This window comes from Bittarella massiliensis (ex Durand et al. 2017) (genome assembly GCF_009876955.1).
Taxonomy (GTDB): domain Bacteria; phylum Bacillota; class Clostridia; order Oscillospirales; family Ruminococcaceae; genus Bittarella; species Bittarella massiliensis.
Genome location: NZ_WWVY01000005.1, coordinates 45,795 through 69,095, shown reverse-complemented (window position 1 = coordinate 69,095; position 23,301 = coordinate 45,795). Strand labels below are relative to the sequence as shown.

20 protein-coding genes are annotated in these 23,301 nt (G+C 60.6%); 16 read left to right on the top strand and 4 right to left on the bottom strand.

The window, feature by feature from the left end; translation table 11 throughout:
- Positions 1–13: 13 nt before the first annotated feature.
- The 6 genes from asnS (at position 14) to nrdR (ending at position 7,382) form a co-directional block, all read left to right on the top strand.
- Positions 14–1,408: an asparagine--tRNA ligase gene (gene asnS / locus GT748_RS07385; protein WP_021659081.1), complete on the top strand. Its 1,395-nt coding sequence runs from the start codon at positions 14–16 to the stop codon at positions 1,406–1,408.
- 309 nt (positions 1,409–1,717) lie between these two features.
- Positions 1,718–3,016 (top strand): aminotransferase class I/II-fold pyridoxal phosphate-dependent enzyme, encoded by a 1,299-nt coding sequence (locus GT748_RS07380; RefSeq protein WP_243148045.1) that lies wholly within the window; start codon positions 1,718–1,720, stop codon positions 3,014–3,016.
- A gap of 626 nt (positions 3,017–3,642) precedes the next feature.
- Positions 3,643–5,058 carry a protein translocase subunit SecD gene (gene secD / locus GT748_RS15185; protein WP_059005082.1) on the top strand — a complete coding sequence of 472 codons (1,416 nt, stop codon included), beginning with the start codon at positions 3,643–3,645 and terminating at the stop codon, positions 5,056–5,058.
- The gene (gene secF, locus GT748_RS15180; RefSeq protein ID WP_021659086.1) at positions 5,048–6,010 is read left to right on the top strand and encodes a protein translocase subunit SecF; all 963 of its coding nucleotides are present in this window, start codon (positions 5,048–5,050) and stop codon (positions 6,008–6,010) included. The genes secD and secF overlap by 11 nt, the downstream gene beginning before the upstream one ends.
- 627 nt (positions 6,011–6,637) lie before the next feature.
- A complete protein-coding gene (locus tag GT748_RS07370) occupies positions 6,638–6,892 on the top strand; it encodes a DUF6514 family protein (protein ID WP_044992328.1) in 255 nt (84 codons plus the stop codon).
- A 28-nt stretch (positions 6,893–6,920) separates the two neighbouring features.
- Positions 6,921–7,382, top strand: coding sequence for a transcriptional regulator NrdR (gene nrdR, locus GT748_RS07365; protein ID WP_021659088.1), 462 nt, complete (start codon positions 6,921–6,923; stop codon positions 7,380–7,382).
- Positions 7,383–7,493: 111 nt separating this feature from the next.
- Here the strand turns inward: nrdR and GT748_RS07360 are convergent, their stop codons facing one another.
- Positions 7,494–7,871 carry a DUF4363 family protein gene (locus GT748_RS07360; RefSeq protein ID WP_021659089.1) on the bottom strand — a complete coding sequence of 126 codons (378 nt, stop codon included), beginning with the start codon at positions 7,869–7,871 and terminating at the stop codon, positions 7,494–7,496.
- 67 nt (positions 7,872–7,938) lie between these two features.
- Complete coding sequence (locus tag GT748_RS07355; RefSeq protein ID WP_021659090.1) at positions 7,939–8,613, bottom strand: DUF421 domain-containing protein; 675 nt, start codon at positions 8,611–8,613, stop codon at positions 7,939–7,941.
- A gap of 93 nt (positions 8,614–8,706) precedes the next feature.
- On the opposite strand from GT748_RS07355, the gene GT748_RS07350 reads away from it, so the two are divergent.
- From GT748_RS07350 to GT748_RS07340, 3 genes are read left to right on the top strand one after another with little or no spacing between them, the layout of a single operon-like run.
- Positions 8,707–10,185: a spore germination protein gene (locus GT748_RS07350; protein ID WP_073260953.1), complete on the top strand. Its 1,479-nt coding sequence runs from the start codon at positions 8,707–8,709 to the stop codon at positions 10,183–10,185.
- Positions 10,178–11,290, top strand: a complete 1,113-nt coding sequence (locus GT748_RS07345) for a GerAB/ArcD/ProY family transporter (protein ID WP_044992330.1) — start codon at positions 10,178–10,180, stop codon at positions 11,288–11,290. The genes GT748_RS07350 and GT748_RS07345 overlap by 8 nt, the downstream gene beginning before the upstream one ends.
- The gene (locus tag GT748_RS07340; RefSeq protein WP_143161552.1) at positions 11,274–12,122 is read left to right on the top strand and encodes a hypothetical protein; all 849 of its coding nucleotides are present in this window, start codon (positions 11,274–11,276) and stop codon (positions 12,120–12,122) included. Before GT748_RS07345 ends, GT748_RS07340 begins: the two co-directional genes overlap by 17 nt.
- A gap of 141 nt (positions 12,123–12,263) precedes the next feature.
- Here the strand turns inward: GT748_RS07340 and GT748_RS07335 are convergent, their stop codons facing one another.
- Positions 12,264–13,643 (bottom strand): NAD(P)/FAD-dependent oxidoreductase, encoded by a 1,380-nt coding sequence (locus GT748_RS07335; protein ID WP_021659094.1) that lies wholly within the window; start codon positions 13,641–13,643, stop codon positions 12,264–12,266.
- 219 nt (positions 13,644–13,862) lie between these two features.
- Positions 13,863–15,023 (bottom strand): glycosyltransferase, encoded by a 1,161-nt coding sequence (locus GT748_RS07330; RefSeq protein WP_021659095.1) that lies wholly within the window; start codon positions 15,021–15,023, stop codon positions 13,863–13,865.
- 183 nt (positions 15,024–15,206) lie between these two features.
- Between GT748_RS07330 and hprK the strand changes: the two genes are divergently transcribed.
- The 7 genes from hprK (at position 15,207) to GT748_RS07300 (ending at position 23,299) form a co-directional block, all read left to right on the top strand.
- Complete coding sequence (gene hprK, locus GT748_RS07325; RefSeq protein ID WP_021659096.1) at positions 15,207–16,169, top strand: HPr(Ser) kinase/phosphatase; 963 nt, start codon at positions 15,207–15,209, stop codon at positions 16,167–16,169.
- Positions 16,170–16,232: 63 nt separating this feature from the next.
- Positions 16,233–16,955, top strand: a complete 723-nt coding sequence (locus GT748_RS07320; RefSeq protein WP_059005090.1) for a phosphatase — start codon at positions 16,233–16,235, stop codon at positions 16,953–16,955.
- 31 nt (positions 16,956–16,986) lie between these two features.
- On the top strand, positions 16,987–17,745 hold the full coding sequence (locus GT748_RS07315) for an FAD-binding protein (protein ID WP_368034528.1): 759 nt from the start codon (positions 16,987–16,989) through the stop codon (positions 17,743–17,745).
- On the top strand, positions 17,634–17,891 hold the full coding sequence (locus tag GT748_RS15990) for a hypothetical protein (protein WP_368034529.1): 258 nt from the start codon (positions 17,634–17,636) through the stop codon (positions 17,889–17,891). Before GT748_RS07315 ends, GT748_RS15990 begins: the two co-directional genes overlap by 112 nt.
- A gap of 79 nt (positions 17,892–17,970) precedes the next feature.
- Positions 17,971–18,831 carry an RNase adapter RapZ gene (gene rapZ, locus GT748_RS07310; RefSeq protein ID WP_044992379.1) on the top strand — a complete coding sequence of 287 codons (861 nt, stop codon included), beginning with the start codon at positions 17,971–17,973 and terminating at the stop codon, positions 18,829–18,831.
- Between the two features lie 3 nt (positions 18,832–18,834).
- Positions 18,835–19,770, top strand: a complete 936-nt coding sequence (gene whiA, locus GT748_RS07305) for a DNA-binding protein WhiA (RefSeq protein ID WP_021659100.1) — start codon at positions 18,835–18,837, stop codon at positions 19,768–19,770.
- Positions 19,760–23,299: a DNA polymerase III subunit alpha gene (locus GT748_RS07300; protein WP_161213408.1), complete on the top strand. Its 3,540-nt coding sequence runs from the start codon at positions 19,760–19,762 to the stop codon at positions 23,297–23,299. Before whiA ends, GT748_RS07300 begins: the two co-directional genes overlap by 11 nt.
- Positions 23,300–23,301: the final 2 nt, after the last annotated feature.

The following is a 23,301-nucleotide window of genomic DNA, read 5'->3' as shown; positions in this document are numbered from 1 at the left end:
AGGCTACTGCACTATGAAGAGATTGGAACTGACACAGCTTTTCCGGGAGGCCAAAGCCTACGGCGGCAAAACGGTGACGGTCTGCGGCTGGATTCGGACCCTGCGCTCGTCCAAGGCGCTGGGCTTTATCGAGCTCAACGACGGGAGTTGCTTTAAAAATCTTCAGGTGGTTTTTCAGGACGGCCAGGTGGGGAATTTCAAGGAAATTACCAAGCTGAACGTGGGCACCGCCCTCTCGGTGGAGGGGGAGGTGGTCCTCACCCCCGAGGCCAAGCAGCCGCTGGAGATCCACGCGGCCTCCATCTCGGTGGAGGGAACCAGCAGCCCGGAATACCCCCTGCAGAAAAAGCGCCACTCCATGGAGTACCTGCGCACCATCGCCCATCTGCGCCCCCGGGCCAACACCTTTAACGCCGCCTTCCGGGTGCGCTCGGTGGCCGCCTTTGCCCTGCATCGCTTCTTCAACGAAAACGGCTTCGTCTACGCCCACACCCCCATCATCACCGGCAGCGACTGCGAGGGGGCGGGGGAGATGTTCCACATCACCACCCTGGACGCGGAGAATCCGCCCCGCACCGAGGACGGCCAGGTGGATTACAGCAAGGACTTCTTCGGCAAAAAGACCAGTCTCACCGTCTCCGGTCAGCTCAACGCCGAGAGCATGGCCCTGGCCTTTGGCAAGGTCTACACCTTTGGCCCCACCTTTCGGGCGGAAAACTCCAACACCCCCCGCCACGCGGCCGAGTTCTGGATGCTGGAGCCGGAGATCGCCTTTGCCGATTTGAACGACAACATGGACCTGGCGGAGGCGATGCTCAAATACGCCATCCGCTATGTGCTGGACAACTGCCCCGACGAGATGGCCTTCTTCAACAACTTCTTTGACAAGGGCCTCATCGAGCGGCTGGAAGGGGTGGCCAGTGCCGACTTTGCCCGCTGCACCTACACCGAGGCAATCGAGCTGCTGGAGAAAAACAAAGACCAGTTCGAGTTCCCGGTCTTCTGGGGCTGCGACCTGCAGACCGAGCACGAGCGCTACCTGACCGAGAAGGTCTTTCAGAAGCCGGTCTTTGTCACCGACTACCCCAAGGAGATCAAGGCCTTCTACATGCGCATCAACGACGACGGCAAGACGGTGGCGGCCTGCGACCTGCTGGTGCCCGGCATCGGCGAGATCATCGGCGGCAGCCAGCGCGAGGAGCGGTTGGACGTGCTGACGGCGCGGATGGCCGAACTGGGCTTGGCGGAAGAGGACTACGAGTGGTACCTGGACCTGCGCCGCTTTGGCGGCACCAAGCACGCCGGGTACGGTCTGGGTTTTGAGCGGCTGATCATGTACATCACCGGTATCCCCAACATCCGCGACGTGCTGCCCTTCCCCCGGACAGCGGGGTCGGCAGAGTTTTAAAAAGAGAGAAAAGAAGAGCGCCGGACAGGCCCCAAAGGGCTTGTCCGGCGTCTTTTTTTGAAACAGGCCGGGGGAAAAGGCACCGGCAGTTGTGAGAAATTTGAAGAAATGTAACTTTTTAACTTGCACTTTTATATAACTGGATAAATGTATGAAAGGGGGTTGCAGCCGATAAAATAAGGGTATATAATAATCGACAAAGATAAAAGTTTGAAAAAGTACCTGTAAATTGCAAGTTTTTCGTTTTTAAAATTGCAATACAGGGCAGTTTTTTTCAGTTTGAGAGAGATTTTGTGGGAGGCAGGAAAGATGGCAAAGGAATACGGAGAAATGGGGCTGAGAGAGGCAGCGGCGGAGCTGTCCTCCCTCCGGGCGGCATATCGGGAGGCGGCTGCAAAGGGGCTGTCCCTGGACATGTCCCGGGGCAAACCCTGCAGCGAGCAGTTGGCCCTCTCGATGGAAATGTACGACGTCCTGCGGGAGGAGGGGGACTACTTCAGCGAGGACGGCAGCGACTGCCGCAACTACGGTTTCTTTGACGGCCTGCCCGAGGCCAAACGCCTCTTCGGCGAACTGCTGGGAGTGGGGGAGGACCAGATCTTCATCGGCGGCAACTCCTCCCTCAACCTGATGTACGATGTAATTGCCAAGTACCTGCTCAAGGGCGCCCTGGGGAGCGAGCGCCCCTGGGGGAAGGAGAAGAAGGTCAAATTCCTCTGCCCGGCGCCGGGGTATGACCGCCATTTCGGCATCTGCGAGGCGCTGGACATCGAGATGATCCCGGTGGCCATGACCCCGCAGGGGCCGGACATGGACCGGCTGGAGGCGCTGGCGGCGGCCGATCCCCTCATCAAAGGGGTCTGGTGTGTGCCCCAGTACCAAAACCCCGAGGGCACCAGCTTCAGCGATGAGACGGTGCGGCGCTTTGCCGCCATGAAGCCCGCCGCCAAGGACTTCACCATCTTCTGGGACAACGCCTACATGGTGCACGATCTCTACCCTGACCGGCGCGACCGGGTGCTGGACATCCTGCGCTGCTGCGAAGAGGCGGGCTGTCCCGACCGGCCCATCGTCTTTGCCTCCACCTCGAAAATCTCCTTCCCCGGCGCCGGGGTGGCGGTGATCGCCGCCTCCCGGGCAAACATGGCCCGCATCAAGGCCTTGACGGTCCCCCAGACCATCGGTTTTGACAAGATCAACCAACTGCGCCACGTCCGCTTCTTCGGCTCTGCCCAGGGGATAGCCGAGCACATGAAGAAACACGCCGACATCCTGCGGCCCAAGTTTGAACTGGTGGAGCAGATGTTGCAGCAGGAGCTAGGCGGCCTGGGGATCGCCTGCTGGACCAAGCCTTTAGGGGGCTATTTCATCAGCTTTTACACCGAGCCCGGCTGTGCCAAACGGGTGGAGCAGCTCTGCCAGGAGGCGGGGGTCAAACTGACCCCGGTGGGCGCCACCTACCCCTACGGCAAGGACCCCGATGACGCCAACATCCGCATCGCCCCCACCTACCCGCCGCTGGAAGAGCTGGCGAGCGCCATCTCCATCCTCTGCCTGGCGACCCGCATCGCCTCGCTGGAAAAGCGGCTGGAGCAAAAGGCTGCCTGAAAAGAGAAGAGGGCGGAGAGGTGAACTCGCCTCTCCCTAAGAGCAGACGCCTCACGGGCGTCTGCTCTTTTTGTACAGAGGGTGTCAAAAAGAGGGGCTGTGGACGCGCGGCCGCGTGCTCTCGGCGGACATCCCAAGCTGGCAGGATGAAGGGGCTTTCTGGTCTCCAGCGACGGCTGGTCGCCTCCATTGCGGCCAAAGGGGCCTTTTGGCGGGAAAGTGCGCATACCCGTTCGGCAGTTGAGGTGCTCAAAGAACCAGTATGGCCGGGTCCGCCGTACTTTTGACGGAGGGGAAAGGGCCGCTGAAGGCGAGCTTTGGCAGAAGGGGCCAACAGGGACAGCCACCGCCCCTGAACGCCGCCTGGATCGCCCGCCGGAAGGACAGGGACAGCTTGCCGCCCTGAGGGCGCGGGAAGGGGAGAGGTGGCCTCGTCCCTCTGCCGGAAAACCGGCTCTAGACCCGATGCGCCCTCGCCTGAATATTTGACTTTTCCCCTCTTTTTGCCTATAATGAACGGTATGTGTACGGTGCCTTTTGTGAGCGGGGGAGCGCCGGTTGGAGCAGACCGGGTCCGCCGCTTTTCAACTGCACCGCTCAAAATTGCAACTGGAGGAGTTTCACCGGTGAAAAAGAGAGGAAAAATCACATTTTTCGTTGTCTTTGCACTCATCGTGTTGCTGGCTTATACCGCAATTGCGGGCATCAGCACCCGGTATGGCGATGTGGAAAACATCATCATCAAGGGCGTTGACAGCATCCGATGGGGCATCGACATCCGCGGCGGCGTAGACGTGACCTTTACCCCGCCTGCCGATGTGGAGGCGACTGACGACGAGATGTCCGCCGCCGAGTCGGTCATCAAACAGCGCCTGGTGTCCCAGAATATCACCGACAGCGAGGTCTACACCGACTATCAAAACGACCGCATCATCGTCCGCTTCCCCTGGAAAGAGGGGGAGAGCGACTTCAACCCCGAAAACGCCATCAAGGAGTTGGGGGAGACCGCCGAGCTGACCTTCCGCGAGGGCAACAGCACCGACAGCACCGGCGCCCCGGCGGGGACGACGGCCACCAACATCATCCTGACCGGCAGCGACGTCAAGAGCGCCAAGGCCGGCCAGACCAGCAGCCAGAGCGGCAGCAGCGCCCAGTTTGTGGTGCAGCTGGAACTCAACGACTCGGGCAAGGAGAAGTTTTCGGAGGCCACCGCCAAGCTGGCCCCCAGCAACGGGATCATCTCCATCTGGCTGGACAACCAGATGATCAGCTACCCCAATGTAAAAGACCACATCACCGACGGGATCGCCACCATCTCCGGCAACTTTGACGCCGAGAGCGCCAAGGAGCTGGCCGACAAGATCAACGCCGGCGCCCTGCCCTTTGCCCTGACGGCCGACAACTACAACACCATCAATCCCACCCTGGGGCTGGACGCCAAAGACGCCATGGTGTTGGCCGGCGGGATCGCGCTGTTGCTGGTCTGCCTGTACATGATCATTGTCTACCGGCTGCCGGGCGCTGTCGCCTCCATTGCCCTGGTGGGGCAGACGGCCGGCGCCATCGCCGCCATCTCGGGCTACTTTGCCCCCTTCCCCAGCTTTACCCTCACCCTGCCGGGCATCGCGGGCATCGTCCTCGCCATCGGCATGGGGGTGGACGCCAACGTCATCACCGCCGAGCGCATCAAGGAAGAGCTGCGCTCCGGCAAATCGGTGAACGCGGCCATCCAATCCGGTTACAAGCGCGCCTTCTCCGCCATCTTTGACGGCAACATCACCGTCATCATCGTGGCCATCATCCTCATGGGGGCCTTCGGCCCGCCGGCAAGCATGTTTGCCACCCTGCTCAAACCCATCTTCCAGTTCTTCCCCTCGGCCATCACCGGTTCGATCTACTCCTTCGGCTACACCCTGCTGGTGGGTGTGCTCATGAACTTTGTCATGGGCATGGGCGCCTCTCGACTGATGCTCAGGTCCGTCTCCAAGTTCAAGTGCTTTGGCTCCAAATGGCTGTACGGAGGTAAAAAAGATGAAGAGTAACATGAATATCGTCGGCAAGCGAAAAATCTTTTTCACCATCTCCCTGGCCATTGTGGCGGTGACCATCCTGGTCTCGGTGATTTTCGGCGTCAAGCGGGACATCCAGTTCACCGGCGGCGCCATCATCACCTATTCCTATCAGGGCGAGCTGGACAAATCCTCCTTTGAAAGCGAGATGAAGGCGGCGCTGGACGGCCAGCACCTCAACTTGCAGTACTCGCAAAACAGCGCCACCGGCAAACAGAATGTGGTGATCTCCCTGCCCAATTCGGGCACCATCTCCATCGACAAGGTCAGTTCGATCCAGTCGATGCTCGATGAAAAATTTGCTGCCAACGAGCTGACCCAGGAGTCGATCGACAGCGTCGATCCCACCATGGGCGGCGAGTTCTTCCTCAAGTGCATTGCCGCTGTGGTCTTTGCCGCCGTGCTGATGATCCTCTTCATCGCCCTGCGCTTTCGCAAAATCGGCGGCTGGTCGGCGGGTGTCATGGCTGTGGTGGCCCTGCTCCATGACGTGGTCATGGTCTTTGCGGTCTTCACCCTCTGCCGCATCCCCCTCAACGACAACTTTATTGCCGTTGTTTTGACCATTCTAGGCTACTCGATCAACGACACCATTGTCATCTACGACCGCATCCGCGAGAACACCCAGTTGCACCGCTCGATGCCGGTGGCCGAACGGGTCAACCTGAGCATCAACCAGAGTTTTGTGCGCACCATGAACACCACCATCACCACCGTTATGGCCATGAGCGTGGTCTGCATCGTGGCGCTGATCTTCAACGTCACCACCATCCTGACCTTCGCCTTCCCCATGATCGTGGGCATGATTTCCGGCGTCTACTCCAGCCTCTGCATCAGCGGCCCGTTGTGGGTGGTTTGGCAGGAGCACAAAGCCAAAAAGAAGGCCGAAGCCGCCAAAGCGCCCAAGGCCAAAAAGAAAAAATAAGGCTCTCCCTTTTTCGCGCAGAGAAATTCCCGCTGTCCGCTGGACGGCGGGAATTTTTTTGACCCGTACAGAGTTGCAATTTATCAAAAAATCCCCTATACTAAAAAGCGCCTGACAAAAGGGGAGGAGAGCCCGCCCCTTGATTGGGTTTACCGCATCCGCTCAGCCGGTGTGGAAGGGGAAAGGAGCCTCAGAACTTTGTGGGCAGGCACACACATAAGGGACCCACAGAAAGGGCGATTTGAAGCGCCGTTTTTCCCTATCAGGGGGATAAGCTCCGGTCTTGCGCTGTCAAAAAAGGGCCCCCCGCTTGAGAGAGGGCCGGCATTGCAGGTGCCCAGGCCCTCTCCCGCAGGAGGGGGTACTCTCCTCCGGCTTACAGGATGGCGGAGAGTACCCAACGAAGGAGGAGGCGGTCAGCTGTATCTCCGGGTGAAAAGGCCGATACAGCACATCCCTTGTCCGACAGGAAAAATGGCAAATTGTTCAGATGTGAGCCGAATTTGTGCAAATAGCAAATTTATGAGCATTTGCTTAGCGGATGAAAAAATTGTCGAATGTTTTTGGTTGTCATATTGTGGATTCCAACGTATAATCTTCCATATTACACGTATGGAGGGAATCAAAATGATCGTGAAGACAGCCTATACAGAAGATCTCCAAAGCAGGATCCGCTACGACTTGATCAGAGAGTACCGGGAACTGAATGAGATCTACTACATCGGCTATGGATTTGAAGTGACGTCTTGTGAGAGCGGGGAATCGCGCCGGATCGCCGATTTCACTTCGCTCTCCCGGCGGGCTGAAAAGGTCTTTCAGCTGCTGGTAGACTGTAAAGTTGCTCCCCTTCAGCTCCAATACGTTTTGGAGGATTTGCTGTAAGGCGGGCACAGAGAGGGAGAAGAACTATATGAAATGTCCGTTTTGTTCCTATACAGAGAGCAAAGTCGTCGATTCCCGCCCCACTGAGGAGGGGGAGAAGATCCGCCGCCGCCGGGAGTGTCTCAGCTGCGGCCGCCGTTTCACCACCTATGAGGTGATTGAAAATCTGCCCCTCATCGTCATCAAAAAGGACAAGTCGAGGGAGCTGTTCGACCGGGACAAACTGCTGGGCGGGCTGATCCGGGCCTGTGAGAAGCGGCCCATCCCCCTGAGCCAGCTGGAAGAGTTGGCGGCCGACATCGAGTCCTCCTTCTTAAACTCCCTGATGGGGGAGGTCACCTCCACCGAAATTGGCGAAAAGGTGATGGAGGAGCTCAAGGCGATCGACGAGGTGGCCTATGTGCGCTTTGCCTCGGTCTACCGGGAATTCAAGGACATCAACTCCTTTATGGACGAGCTCAAACGGCTGCTGCAAAAGGACGGAAAGTAGCGATTTTCCCACATTCAATAGTGCCTTGCCACGCAAGGCGACAATGGGGCGCCCGAGAACGAATTCTCGAGCGCCCCATTGTCGCTTTTTGCGCGCTGTGAAAGCAGGTGACTAGGTCAAAATCTCCCAGGTGATGTTGTCCCCCTTGAGGATGTGCTCCAAGTTGGAGCGAACGCCGTAGCACTCACCCAGGTAGAGGGAGAGTTCTCCCTTTTCCAAATAGCCCTGCATCTTGTAGATGGACACCCCGATGTCCTCCACATTTTTGCGGTTGGTAAACAGGTTGATGAGCTGTTTGCTGTCCTCCCAGGACTGCATCAGCTTTTCGTTCTCTTCGGGCAGCTGTTTGCTGCCGTCGGTGGCCAGCAAGATGACCTCGTTGAGCCTGCCGTTGATGTCGTTGTAGCAGTTGGTGAGAATTTGGGTCGAGGTCACGGCCAGGGCCACCGAGAGGGCGAAGATGCTCAGTGCGAGGATGACGCGCTTCACGAAACCGCCTCCTTATATACTGTAAAGTAAAATGCCTTTTCGGGCATGAGTGGGTGAAAAGGGGGGATCAATTCCCCTCCTTTTTTACGATGCGAATGTTGCGATAGCTGTCGCAGGTCATGAGGAGGACGTCGGGGATGCGGCAGTGGCTGGCCGCCAGTTTGTCCTCTACGAACTGGCGGTCGATCCCGCAGTCGCGCAGGGCCTGTTCCATCAGTTTGCCGTCGCTGATGACCACCAGCTGCGGGGTGGGGTCGGTGCCGGCGATCTGCATGTCCTTATTCTGCACGGTGGCGGCGGAGAAGCGCTGGAGTACGCTGAGTTTGCCGTTGGTCTCGACGATGGCGTAGTAGACGTCTTCCAGGGAGAAGATGTCCTTGAGGCGCAGCTCCTCCAGCAGGTCTTCCACGGTCATCCGCAGCTTTTCCAGCTCGTTTTGCACGATCTTCCCCTCCCGCACCACCACGATGGGGGTACCGGTGACCATCTTGCGGAAGCGGTTGCTCTTGAGGGAGAAAAAGGAGAGGAACACCTCGTAGCAGATGATCAGGAAGATGGGCAGGATGCCGGCCAAAATGGGGATATCGGTGTTCTCGATGGGGAGGGAGACAATATTGGAGATGAGGATGGTGGTCACCAATTCAGAGGGCTGCATCTCACTGATCTGCCGCTTTCCCATCAGTCGCAGGGCTATGACGACGATGGCGTAAAGTATCGTCGTGCGCACAATCAAAACTAACATAACATCACCTGTCGCTAGTATGGTGTCAGCCGCCTCTATTATGTATGAAGCGGTGGAAAAAAGGCCAGAATAGGCCAGAGAGAGGTGATGGAAATGAGACTGTGCGCCGATTTGACGGAGAACATCGTCGCCCTGCGGGCGCTGGTGCAAAACAGCTCCGACTTTTTAAATAAATCCATCCATCTGGCGGGGCACCGGTGCGAACTGGTCTTCTGCGAGGGGATGATCGGCATCGGCACCCTGGCGGAACTGATCATCGAGCCCCTGCGCGAGTACCGGGACGCCTGCATCCAAGAGCCGGAAGAGCTCTTTTTGACCCTGGGGCGGACCGATTTTCTGGCCGCCGACCAGAAGGTGGTCCTCACCCGGGAAGAGGTTTTGCAATTTGCCATGTCCGGCTTTGCGGTGCTGCTCATCGACGGCTGCGAAAAAGGGCTGGCCCTGGGGGTGCAGGGGTTCAACTTTCGCTCCATCTCCGAACCGGGGAACGAGCAGAATATGCGGGGGAGCAGGGAGGGGTTTGTGGAGGCCGCCCGCATCAACCTGACCATGATCCGCCGGCGGATGAAGAGCCCCCACCTGAAGTTTGAATACATGAACCTGGGCAGCGAGAGCAAGACCGATGTCTTTTTGGTCTACATGACCGATAAGGTCAGCGCCAAGGTGTTGGCGGAAATCAAGGAGCGGCTGGGCACCATCCGTTTGGAGGCCATCCTGGACAGCGGCTATGTGACCCCATTTTTGGACAAGAAGAACGCCTCCCTCTTCTCCGGGGTGGGGTATACCGAGCGCCCGGACACCCTCTGTGGCAAAATCATGGAGGGCCGGGTGGGGATCCTCATCGACGGCACCCCCTTTGTGCTGGTGGCGCCCTATCTCTTCAGCGAAAACTTTCAGTCGCTGGACGACTACGCCCAGCGCCCCTATTACGTGACCTTTATCCGCTGCTTAAAGTTCTTGGCCTTTACAATTAGCTTCCTTCTCCCCGGCGGCTATGTGGCGGTGGTGACCCACCACCCGGAGCTGCTGCACAAGGAGCTGCTGGTCAAAATCATCGAAGCGCAGCAGGGAACGCCTTTCCCGCTGATGGTGGAGGCCCTCATCATCCACATCATCTTTGAAATCATGAGAGAGGCGGGGCTGCGGCTGCCCAAATCGGTGGGGCACGCCGTCAGCATTGTCGGGGCCCTGGTCATCGGCGATGCGGCGGTCTCGGCCGGTCTCATCGGCACCCCCATGGTGTTGATCGTGGCCCTGACGGCCGTCAGCTCCTTTGTGGTGCCGAACCTCTACGAGCCGGTGACCATCCTCAAGTTCGCCTTTATCCTGCTGGGGGGCTTTTGGGGGCTCTACGGCATCTCACTGGGGCTGTTGGCGCTGCTGCTCAACCTCTGCTCCATCAACACCTTCGGCATCCCCTACACCAGCCCCATCTCCCCCTTTGGAAAGGCGGCGTTTCGCGACGTCTTTGTGCGGGCCAGCTGGCCCACCCTGCAGAGGAGCCGCAGCGGCATCGTGCAGGACCTGCCCGGCTCCTCGGTGCAGAGCGATGGGGGGCACGGCGATGCATAAGGGGATACAGTATATCGGCCGCAAGCAGTTTGCCCTGCTGCTGGTCCTCTCCAACCTCTTCAGCTACCTGACCTACTACCCCCGCGCCACCGCCGGACAGGTGGAGTTTGGCTCCAGCATTGCCGGATTGGTCCTGGGCAACCTGGCCGTCTGGGGGATCGGCGCCCTCTTTTTCGCGCTGGAGGACGGCACCGGCAAGAATCTTTGCGACTTCATGCTCCTGTACAACCGGCCTTTGGGACGGCTCTACAACGGGCTGTTGGCGGCCTTTCTGGGGCTGGCCGCCGCCCACTCCATCTGCGGTTTTGTCCGCTTTCTCAACCGGGAGATTTTCCCCCAAAGCAGCTATCTGGTCTTTTTGCTCCCCTTCCTGGGGGTGCTCATCTTCGGCGTGGTGGTGGGGATCGAGAGCTTTGCCCGCACCGCTTCGGTAATTTTTGTCTGCGCCGCCCTCTCCGTCGCCCTCATCTTTTTCGGCACGGTGGGGAACGTGGAGCCGTCGGCCCTGCGGGCCTATTCGCAGGTGCGGTGGAACGGACTCTGGGGGACCTTTGTCGCCGTCTTGCAGTCGAATGTGGAGCTGCTGCTCCTCTTCACCCTGGTCAAGCACCTGGCGCAGCGCACCCCCTCGGTCTTTCAGGGCTACTTCTGGCTGGCCACCGGCGGGTCGGTGGGCCTATCCCTACTGGTGAATCTGGCCCTGGGGAACTACGCCCAGACGCAGCAGTACCCCTTTTACGCCCTGGCCGTCTCCTCCGACCTGTCGGTGGTCCAGCGGCTGGACTCCTTTTACCTGGTCATCTGGGTGCTCATCTCCTTTGCGCGGGTGACCGCCCTGCTGCTGGCCCTCTGCACCGCCCTGCAAGGGGTGCTGCCCGACCGCCGCTACAACAGTGGGGCCTGGACAGCGCTGGCCCTGGTGGCCGCCCTCTCGGTGGCGGTGGGGGCCAGCAACCGGCTATATGAGTGGCTCACGGCCGTGGTCAAGGGCTGCTTTGCTCCCCTGACCTTGGCGCTGTTGCCCCTGCTCTACGTGCTTTATAAGCGGGCGGCAAACGGAGGGGAGAAGAGGAGAGGAGGTGCTCGCGGTGAAGCGGTTCACTAGTATGGCGACAGCTTTGCTCTGCTGTCTGTTGCTGCTCACCGGCTGTGCCGGCGGACAGCAGATCAGCCGCCGCAAGATCGTTCGCACCCTGGCGCTGCAGGGGGATGAGCGCGGCTACACGGCGGTCCTCTGCATCCTGCAGCCGGAGGAGAACCAATACCTCACCCTGCGGGGGGAGGACCTGGGCGACCTGCAGCGCCAGCTCTCCCAGCGGGAGGTTTTTTTGGACAGCGCCGACCAGGTCTTTGTCTCCGACGAACTGGTCTACCGGGGCAACCTGCCCCTGCTGCGGCAGTTCTTCATCGAGCAGCTGCGCATCCGGCCGAGCGCCAAAATTTACGCCTACACCGGCGAATACAGCGAGGAGTGGATGGGTCTCACCCGGGAGGAAAACGGCCAGTTCGGCTTTGCCGAGATCCGCGACCTGGCCGACGAGAGGGTCACTCTGCCGATCGTTGAAGCAGGGCCGCTGGGCGCGGGCGCGGTGCGGGCCCTCCGCGCGGAGGAGGAGCGCTCCTACCCGCTGGGGGCCCAGGAATACCTGGGGTACCTCCTCCTCAACCGGCGGCTGGACGGCTACAAGAGCGAGTGGGGGCTGATTGCCAGCGCCGCCCCCTACATTCAGCCCGGAGAGGGGAGGGGAGAGGGCGTGGTCACGGTATCTGTGCGCACCTCTCCACAAGTGACTGAAAAAGAGCTGACAGAAGCCATTGAAAGCTATCAAAAATTGTGCGCAGATCGGCTTTGCAATCCCATTGACCTGCTGGAAGACAGGGTGTTTTGCGTTTCTCTGCAACAGAAAAACGGAGACTCTTTTCAGGAAATTTTGTGACCATTGCCAGATTCTGAGAAATTGCTGGCAAACGTTTGCACAGTTTTTGAGGGACAGAGTGCCCATCGCCGTGTCCCGCACGCAAAAAGCGGCCAGGCCGAATCGCTCGGTCTGGCCGCTTTTGAAACGCCGGGAAGAAGGCTATTTCTTGGTCAGTTTGTCGGCCACGTAGAGGCCGTTGGCCGCCGCCTGGGAGAGGGAACGGGTGAAACCGGCCCCGTCGCCCAGGGCGTAGATGCCCTTGCAGCCGCTGATGGCAAAGTCGTCGGCCGCCGGGCGGGCGGAGTAGTATTTGCATTCAATGCCGTAGAGCAGGGTATCGTGGTTGGCGGTGCCGGGGGCAATGGCGTCCAGAGCGTGCAGGGTCTCCAGGATGCTGTCGAGCTGGCGCTTAGGCATGCACAGGGAGAGATCGCCGGCCACCGCGTCCAGGGTGGGGCGGGTGGTGGACTGGCGCAGCCGGGCCTCGTCGGTGCGGCGGCCGTTCTCCAAATCGCCCAGGCGCTGCACCAGCACGCTGCCGCCGCTGATGAGGTTGGCCAGCCGGGCCACGTGGCGGGCGTACTCGATGGGCTGGTTGAAGGGCTGGGTGAAGCGGATGGTGGAGAGGAGGGCAAAGTTGGAGTTCTGGCTCTTCTTGGCCTCGTCCCGGTAGGCGTGGCCGTTGACGGTGAGCACCCCGTCGGTGTTCTCGGTCACCACCTGGCCCCGCTCGTTAAAGCAGAACATCCTCGTCACGTCGCCGTATTTTTTGGAGCGGTACCAGATTTTGGGCTCGTAGATCTTTTTGGAGAAGTCGTCCCAAATCATCGAGGGCAGCTCGACGCGCACCCCCACGTCCACCTGGTTGTTTTCCAGTGGGATCTGGTTTTGGGCGCACCACTCGGAGAAGAAGCGGCTGCCGGCCCGGCCCACGGCGAAGATGATCTCGTCCGCCTTGAAGGAGGCGGTGCCGCTGCGGTCCTCGGTGAAGATCTCGTGGCTCTCGCGGTTGACGTCGATCACGTTGGTGTCGGTGACGATCTCCACCCTGGAGCTGATCTCCTCGATGAGCTTGCGCATGGTGTCGAAGTTGGCGTCGGTCCCCAGGTGTTTGAGCTGGGCCTGGGCCATGTGCAGGTCGTTTTGCAGGCAGAGCTTTTTCAGGTCGTTGTTGGGCATGAACCGCTCGGTAGTGGCGCCGAAGGAGACCAGGATCTTGTCGGCCTGCTCGATGTAGTCGATGACCGTGCTGGGGGCCAAAAAGTCGGTCAGCCAGCCGCCGTACTCGGTGGAGATGACATACTTGCCGTCGGAAAAGGCGCCGGCGCCAGCCATCCCCTCCATGATGGCGCAGGACTCGCACTTGATGCACTTTTGCACCTTTTTGGCGACGATGGGGCAGACCCGCTTGACGATGGCATGGCCCTTTTCCACCAGCACCACCGATTTCTCCGGGGCGTTCTCCGCGATCCGGTAAGCGGCCATGATGCCGCCGATGCCGCCGCCGATAATGGCAATGTCGTAGTGTTGTTTTTTCACCGTGGTACCCTCCGTTTTCTTCTCTGCGCCACAAAAAATGGCGCGCCCCCGTTTGGGCGGGGGATCTGGCGCGCCATTTGAAGTGCAGGCGGCGACCCAGGTCGGGCCGCAGTCATTTCTGTATCGTACACAGGGGCGGGGAGGGGGAGATGTCCACATTTCGAGGACAGCTGTATCCCTTCCGCCCGATGCGATAGTATATCACAAAATTTGCGTTAGTCAAGAGCGCAGGGCCTTGACATAGATTTTTTCGAGGTTTTCGCCCAGGGTTTTGGCGCCGGAGTGCTGCACCGACTCCACCACCGACTCCTTGAGGGGCTGTTTGTCCTCCAAATCCCGATAGGCCAGCAGTTTTTCCGCCAGCTCGTCGGCGCTGTTGTAGATGAAGCCGTTGACCCCTTCCACCACCTGGCCCTTGTTCAGGGGGTCGTGGATGTGAAAGACCGGCAGGCCCACCGCCATCCCCTCCAGCATGGAGATGGAGTTGGTGTCCGAGAGGGAGGCGGTGACGTAGGCGTCGCAGGCCACCAGGTATTCCAGCAGCTGGTCGTGCATCACCTTGCCGATGAACTGCACCTGGGGCGAGAGGCCCAGCGACGCGGCCCTGCCGATCAGCTCCTCCCGCTCCGGCCCGTCGCCGATGACCATCAGCTTGATGCGGGGCTCCTTTGCCAACTGGGAGGCGGCCCAGAAATCCAGCAGCTGGTCGATGTTTTTCTCCTTCCCGACCCGGCCGACGAAGACGGTGACAAAGTCGTCGGCCGCATAGCCAAACTGCTCCCGCAGGGCGGCGACCTTCTCCATGTCGGCGTGTTCCAGGTTGAAGGTGTCCAGCTCCACCGGGTTGGGCACCACGTTGACCGGCTTTTTGATGCCGTGGCTGCGCAGATAGCTCTCGACCTTTTTCGAGGGGCCGGTCACCTGGGCGGCGGCCTTGACAAACATCCGCGAGTAGCGGCCGGCCACCTGCTTGGCGGCGGGGATCAGGTGTTTGGGCACCACGTAGTAGAGGTAGTCGTCGTACATGGTGTGCATGGTGTAGACCATTGGGACCTTGCGCCGCTTGGCGTACTGGTAACCGAAGAGGCCGATGCCGAACTCCTGGTGGACGTGGACGATGTCGGGGGCGAAGTTGTCGATGAGCTTTTCCCGCACCCGACTCACAGGGGCGGCCAGGCCGTAGCCGTAGATCCGCTTGAGTTTTTTACAGGGGCAGTAGAGGACCCCGTCTTTCAAGGTGTGGCGCTTCACCTCCGGGTCGGCGGTCACCACCAACACCTGGTGGCCCAGCATCTCCAGACCGGTTTTCAGCGAGTGGACGTGGGTGACCACACCGTTGATGTACGGCAGATAGGTCTCGACGAAAAGCGCTACTTTCATAATCCAAAGAACTCCTCTGTATTGGTTTGGCAGGCCCCCGTCTGCAGGGGGAGGGGCCCGCCGGTCTTGTCTGCACCCAGTATACCATAATCGTTTTTTAAAAGAAACGCTTCCGGCTAAATGTCAGTTGAAAGGCGGCCATTTTTCATATATACTTAAGATACATTAAGGGGGACTGCAAATATGGAAGGAAAATTCAGCGTAAGTCTTGCCACCATCGTGCACAAATTCGGCCTGGAACCCATCGTGATGCCCAAGGACCCCGCCGAGATCGCCATCACCGTGGGCGACCTGAACCGCCCCGGCCTCTACCTGGCGGGCCATCACGATTTTTTTGATTGCTCCCGCATCCAGCTCATCGGCAATTTGGAGTACTCCTACCTGCTGGACCTCGACGACGAGGCGCGGGACGCAAGTCTCTGCCGCTTCTTCAAGACCCAGCCGGTCACCGTCATCTTCACCCGCGGGCTGGAAATTTTCGAGTCCGCCATCCGCTACGCCGAGGAAAACGGCGTCCCCCTGCTGCGCACCAGCGAGCCGACCTCCGCCTTCATGTCAGGGCTCAACTCCCTGCTCAACATCGAACTGGCCCCCCGCATCACCCGTCACGGCGTGCTTGTCGAGGTCTACGGCGAGGGCATCTTGCTGTTGGGGGAGAGCGGCGTCGGCAAGAGCGAGACCGCCATCGAGCTGGTCAAGCGGGGCCACCGGCTCATCGCCGACGACGCGGTGGAGCTGCGCAAGACCTCCACCACCACCCTGGTGGGCACTTCGCCCGACAACATCCGCCACTTTGTCGAACTGCGGGGCATCGGCATCGTCAACGTCCGCCGCATCTTCGGCATCGGCTCGGTCAAGATGAGCGAGAAGGTGGATATGATCATCCACCTGGAGCCCTGGGAGGCCGACAAGAACTACGACCGCATCGGCCTGGAAAACACCCACACCGAAATTTTGGGGATCAAGATCCCCTCCCTCACCATCCCGGTGAAGCCCGGGCGGAACCTGGCCATCATCATCGAGGTGGCGGCCATGAACAACCGTCAGAAGAGGATGGGCTACAACGCCGCCCGCCAGCTGCTGACCAACCTGGGAATGATCGAGGACGTAAAAAAGGCCGAGGAGCAGGACGTCGACCTCTTTTAGGGGATGAACGGCCGCCCGGCCACATAGAGTGAATAGTGTAACGCCAAAGGAGATAAAAACAGCATGAGATTGATTGCAGACACCCACACCCACACCATCGCCTCCACCCACGCCTACGGCACCGTCATCGAGATGGCCCGGGGCGCCGCCGAAAAGGGGCTTCCCATCTTGGGGATGACCGACCACGCCCCCTCCATGCCCGACTCGCCCGACCTCTGGCACTTTGGCAACCTCCGCCAGCTCCCCCCGGTCATCGAAGGGGTGCGGGTGCTGCGGGGGTGCGAGCTGAACTTGATGGACTGCACCGGCAAGGTGGACCTGGACGAACACTTTTTGCAGAAGATGGAGTGGGTGGTCTGCTCGATGCACCCCGAGGTCATCGCCCCCGGCAGCGTGGAGGAGAACACCGAGGCGGTGCTCAACTTGCTGAAAAACCCCTATGTGGACGTCTTCGGCCACCCCGGGGCCAACTGCTACCGCTTTGACTACGAGCGGGTGGTGCCCCTCTTCAAGGACAGCGGCAAGTACATCGAATTCAACGCCTCGTCGGTGACCTTCCGCGAGGGGGCGGCCGAAAATATGTTCACCATCGCCAAGCTCTGCAAAGAGCACCGGGTGGAGGTCATCGTCAACACCGACGCCCACTCCCCCTTCCGGGTGGGGGAATTTGAAAAGGCCACCGACATCCTCGCGGCCGCCGATTTTCCCGAAGAACTGATCGTCAACGCCGACCTGGGCCGCTTTGAAAAGGCCCTGGCCAACCGGCGCGTCCCGGTCTCTCTGTGACCGGAAATACTGCACTGGCAGGAGGAACGCTTTGAACTACGACCGCTTTATTCAAGAGGCAAAGACCAAGGACTGCGACATCTTGCGCGACGAACCCCTTTCCCGCCACACCACCTTTCGCATTGGGGGGACAGCCGACTGGATGGTCATCCCCCACACCGCCCAGGCGGCAGGGGAGCTCTACACCCTGCTGGAGCGGGAAGGGCTTCCCTGGTTCCCGCTGGGGCGGGGCTCCAACTTGCTGGTGGGGGACGGGGGCTACCGCGGCGTGGTGCTCAAGAGCGCCAACAAATACGGCCGCCTCTCCTTTGACGGCGAGGCGGTGGAGGTGGACGCCGGGGTCTCTTTGGCGAGGCTTTGTTACAGCGCCTACCAACACGGTCTCTCCGGGCTGGAATTTGCCTGGGGGATCCCCGGCAGCGTGGGCGGGGCGGCCTACATGAACGCCGGCGCCTACGACGGCGAGATGAAGGACGTCCTCTCCTCCGTGACCTTCTGGGAGGGGGGGGGGAGAAGACCTTCTCCCGGGAGGAGTGCGGCTTTTCCTACCGCCACAGCTACTTTTCCGACCGGGACTGCCTCATCACCCGGGTCTCCCTCGGCTTGCGGGCGGGGGAGAAGGGGGCCATCAAGGAGAAGATGGACGACCTGCTGGGCCGCCGCTACACCAAACAGCCCATGGAGCAGCCCAGCGCTGGCAGCACCTTCAAACGCCCCCAGGGCAGCTATGCGTCCAAGCTCATCGACGAGTGCGGGCTGCGGGGCTTTTCGGTGGGCGGGGCCCAGGTGAGCGAGAAGCACTGCGGCTTTGTGGTCAACGCCGACGGCGCCACCTGCGCCGACGTGCTGGGGCTGATTGCCCAGGTGCAGCGGATCGTGCGCGAAAAGACCGGTTTCTCCCTGGAACCGGAGGTGCGCTTTTTAGGGGAGCAGTGAGGGCTGCCTCCCACCGACCAAACAAGACAAACTGCCCGTTCGGGCAGTTGGCGAGGGGGATGTAAAAATGGACGCGAAGATGGAGCTTTTGGTGATCACCGGCCTTTCGGGAGCGGGGAAAAGCCAGGCGGTGCGGGTCATCGAGGACATGGGCTACTACTGCATCGACAACATACCGCCGGCCCTGATCGGCCGCTTCTTTGAGGTCTGCGCACAGACCGACGGCAAGCTGCGCAAGGTGGCGGTGGTGGCCGACGCCCGCTCGGGCGACTTTTTCTACAAGCTACTGGAAGAGGTGGAGAGCATCAAGGCCACCGGGGTCGACGTGAAGATCCTCTTTTTGGACTGCGCCGACGAGGTGCTGGTGCGCCGCTACAAGGAGACCCGCCGCCGCCACCCCCTGTTGGATGTGGCCGGTTCGCTGGAAAAGGCGGTGGCCGCCGACCGGCTGATCCTCAAGCCGGTAAAGGAGCAGGCCAACTACGTCATCGACACCACCCTCCTCTCCATCACCCAGCTCAAGCAGCGCATCATCGACATCTTTGCCGACAGCGCCTCCTCCTTCTTCCAAATCGACACCCTCTCCTTTGGCTTTAAATACGGCATTCCGGTGGAGGCGGACTTGGTCTTTGACGTGCGCTTCCTGCCCAACCCCTTTTACATCCCCGAACTCAAGCACCAGACTGGGCTGGACCAGCCGGTCTACGACTATGTGTTTGGGCAGAAGGAGACGGGGCTCTACGTGCAAAAGCTCTTTGACCTGCTGGATTTCTCGGTCCCCTACTACAAGAACGAGGGCAAGAGCCAACTGGTCATCGGCGTCGGCTGCACCGGCGGCAAGCACCGCTCGGTGGCCATTGCAGAGACCCTCAACCGCCATTTTGCCGACCAGGGGCTCAAGGCCAAGGTCACCCATCGGGACATCTTAAAGGACAGGTAGGCCATGTCATTTTCCACATCGGTCAAGACGGAGATCATGAAAAATGTGCCGGAGACCCGCTGCTGTGCGGCGGCCATGCTGTATGGCCTGCTGCTCGGCGGCAGGTCTTTTTCCGCTGCCTCCATCGAGCTGGTGTCGGAAAAAAAGGCGGTGGTGCAGTTTGCCAAGGAGCTGACCCGCCGCATCTTCGGCGAGATGATGCGCACCTACAGCATCGAGCGGCAGAATGCCGCCGGGCACAGCCTCTACTCCTTTCGCATCGTAGACCCCGACGACATCCAGCAGATCCTCCTCTTTTACGGCCATGCCGGGCAGGAGGTGAGTCTGCGCATCCAGCGCCAGTGCTTTGTCTGCACCGAGTGCCGCCGTCACTTTTTGGCGGGCGCCTTTTTGAGTATGGGGCGGGTCACCAACCCCCAAAAGGAGTATCACCTGGAACTGACCTCCTCCCGCCGGGGGCTGACGGAGGACCTGGCCGAGGAGTTCCGCCGCATCGGCTGGCAGCCCAAGGTCTCCCGCCGGGGGAACGTCAACCTCCTCTACTTCAAGGACAGCAAGGAGATCGAGGAGGTGCTGGTGGCCGTCGGCGCGCCGATGAAGTCGCTGGAAGTGATGAACGTCAAAATTTACAAGGACATCCGCAACCAGGTCAACCGCCTCACCAACTGTGAGACCGCCAACATCGACAAGACCGCCACCGCCGCGGCCGGGCAGACGGCGGACATCGAGTACATACTGAAAAAGAGGGGAGAGGACTTTTTGGGGGAGGAGCTGCTGTTGGCCGCCCGGCTGCGGCTGGAAAACCCCGAGGCATCCCTCAACCAGCTGATGGAGGTCTGCCCGCCGGGGATCAGCCGTTCCAGCCTCAACCGGCGGCTGGCTAAGATCCGGCAACTGGCAAAAAAACTGCGAGAGGAGGAAGGAAGCAATGGCCAATGACAACGGCTTTGTCCACCTGCACCTGCACACCGAGTACAGCCTGCTCGACGGGGCCTGCCGCATCAACCAGTTGATGGACAAGGTCCTCTCCCTGGGGCAGGACGCGGTGGCCATCACCGACCACGGGGTGATGTACGGGGTCATCGACTTCTACAAGGCCGCCAAAGCCAAAGGGGTCAAGCCCATCATCGGCTGCGAGGTCTATGTGGCCAGCCGCGCCCGCACCGACAAGGTGCACGGGCTCGACTCGCAAAACCACCACCTGGTCCTCCTCTGCGAAAACTACACCGGCTACCAAAATCTCATCTACATGGTCAGCCAGGCCTTTATCGACGGCTTCTACAAAAAGCCCCGTATCGACCACCAGCTGCTGCAGGAGCACAGCGAGGGGCTCATCGCCCTCTCGGCCTGCATTGCTGGCGAGGTGCCCAGCCTGCTCTTGCAGGGGGACGACAAGGGGGCGGAGGAGACCGCCCGTTTCTACCGCGACCTCTTCGGCAAGGACCGCTACTATATCGAGCTGCAAAACCACGGCCTGGATCTGCAGGCGGAGGTCAACCCCAAACTGGTGGCCCTGGCCAAAAAGCTGGATGTGGGATTGGTCTGCACCAACGACTGTCACTACCTGAGCCGGGAGGACAGTAAGATGCAGCACCTGCTCACCTGCATCCAGCTGGGGAAGACGGTGGACGAGGACACCGGCATCGAGTTCTCCACCGAGGAGTTCTACGTCAAGGGCTGGGAGGAGATGGAGGCCCTTTTCGGCCACCTGCCCGAGGCCATTGCCAACACCCGCAAAATAGCCGACATGTGCCAGCTGGACTTCGAGTTCGGGGTCACCAAGCTGCCCTACTTCACCTCGCCCACCGGCGACAACCAGTCCTATTTCGAGGACCTCTGCTGGCAGGGACTCTGGAACCACTACGGGAAGGACTGCCCGCAGGAGATCCAGGACCGGCTCTCCTACGAGCTGGGGGTCATCACCCAGATGGGGTATGTGGACTACTTTCTCATCGTGCAGGACTTTGTCAACTACGCCAAGAGCCACGACATCCCGGTGGGGCCGGGGCGCGGCTCGGGCGCGGGCAGCCTGGCGGCCTACTGCATCGGCATCACCGGGATCGACCCCATCGAGTACAACCTGATTTTCGAGCGGTTTTTAAACCCGGAGCGGGTCTCGATGCCCGATTTCGACATCGACTTCTGCTATGAAAAGCGGCAGTTGGTCATCGACTATGTCATTGAGAAGTACGGCGCCGACCACGTGGCCCAAATCATCACCTTCGGCACCATGGCGGCCCGAGCCGCCGTGCGGGACGTGGGGCGGGCCCTGGGCATTGCCTACTCCACCTGCGACCAGATCGCCAAGCTCATCCCCATGCAGCTGCACATCACCATCGCCGAGGCGCTGAAGATCTCCTCCGACCTCAAGCAGCTCTACGACAGCGACCAGACCGCCCACGAGGTGCTGGAGATGGCCATGAAGCTGGAGGGGATGCCCCGCCACGCCTCCACCCACGCCGCCGGGGTGGTCATCAGCCGGCTGCCGGTCTACGAGTACGTGCCGTTGCAGAGCACCGACGGGCAGATCGTCACCCAGTTCACCATGACCACCCTGGAGGAACTGGGCCTCCTGAAGATGGACTTTCTCGGCCTGCGCACCCTGACGGTCATCAGCGACGCCGAGCGGATGGTTCGCCGCCGGGAGCCCGATTTTGACATCGGGGCCATCGACAAGCAGGACCGGGCCACCTTTGAGATGCTGGCTTCGGGCGATGCCCGGGGGGTGTTCCAGTTTGAATCGGAGGGGATGAAGCGGGTGCTCACCGACCTGGGCCCCACCCGCATCGAGGACTTGATCGCCGTCATCTCCCTCTACCGCCCGGGGCCGATGGACTCGATCCCCCGCTACTTGAAGGCCAGCAAAAACGCCGCCTTCATCACCTACAAGCACCCCTGGCTGGAAGAGATCCTCGATGTGACTTACGGCTGCATCGTCTACCAGGAACAGGTGATGCAGATCTGCCGCAAGCTGGCGGGATTCACCTACGGCCAGGCCGACATGGTCCGCCGGGCCATGAGCAAGAAGAAGGCCGACGTGATGCAGAGGGAGCGCCAGCGCTTCCTCTACGGCGACGAGGACTCCGACAGCCAGTGCGTGGGCTGCATCAAAAACGGCATCGACGAGAAGACGGCCAACGACATCTTCGATGAGATGTCCTCCTTCGCCTCCTATGCCTTCAACAAATCCCATGCGGCGGCCTACGCCTATGTGGCCTACCAGACGGCCTACTTAAAATGCCACTACCCCAAGGAATTCATGGCCGCCCTCCTCACCAGCGTGCTGGGCAACACCGACAAGGTGGCCGAGTACATTGCCGAGTGCGACCAGATGAAGATCCCGGTGCTGCCGCCCTACATCAACGAGAGCTACCAGCGCTTCACCGTGTCGGGGGACGCCATCCAGTACAGCCTCCTGGGCATCAAGGGGCTGGGGGAGGGGGTCATCGCCGAGATCGTGGCGGAGCGGGAGAAGGGCGGGCCCTTTACCTCCCTCTACAATTTCGTCGACCGGATGAAGAAGATCTTGACCCGGCAGCTGAACAAGAAGGCCATTGAAAACATGGTGCGCTGCGGCTGTCTGGACAAGCTCAACCCCAACCGCCGCGCCCAGGTGGAGGCCATCGACGGCCTCTTCGACTACATCGAAGAGCGGGACCGGCGCAACGTGGAGGGCCAGCTCAACCTCTTCGGAGGCGGGGAGGAGGGGGAGGAGGAGCCCTTCACCCTCCCCGCGGTGGAGGACTACCCCCTGCGGGAAAAGCTGCAGATGGAAAAGGAGATCATTGGCTGCTACATGTCCGCCCACCCCCTGGACGAGTACCGGGAGGTCATCGAGCGGGGCAAGTTCCCACAAATTGCCTCCATGCTCCAACTGGACGACAGTAAGGACGGCCTCAGCGTCCGCTTCTTGGTGGTGGTCACCGCCGCCCGCACCAAAATCACCAAGAGCCAGAGCACCATGATGTTCGCCGATGTGGAGGACCGCACCGGCACCATGGAGATGTTGGTCTTTCCCTCCACCCTCCAGCAGTACAGGCCCCTGCTGCGGGAAAACGCCATCGTCGTCATCGGCGGGCATCTCTCCATCCGCGAGGAGGAGGCGCCCAAGCTCATCTGTGAGTACGTGCAGTCCCCCGCCGAGGTCGAATCTCCGCCGCCCCCCAGAGGGGGAAGGGGAGGGAAGGGGCGCCCCCCCACCCCGCCCGCGCCGCAGACGCCGGCCGCCCCGCCGCCTGAGCGGGCCGACGGCCAGGCCCTCTACATCCTTCTGCCCAACCGCAACGAGGCGCTGATGGCCAAGATCCCCTCGCTGGTGGGGGGGTACCCCGGCGACTATCCGGTCTACATCTGCTTTGCCGACACCCGCAAAAAGCTCAAGAGCAAGAGCCTGCGGGTGGGGCCGACAGAGGATCTGATGCGGACTTTAAAGAATATTTTCGGAGATAAAAACGTTATCATTTCCTGATT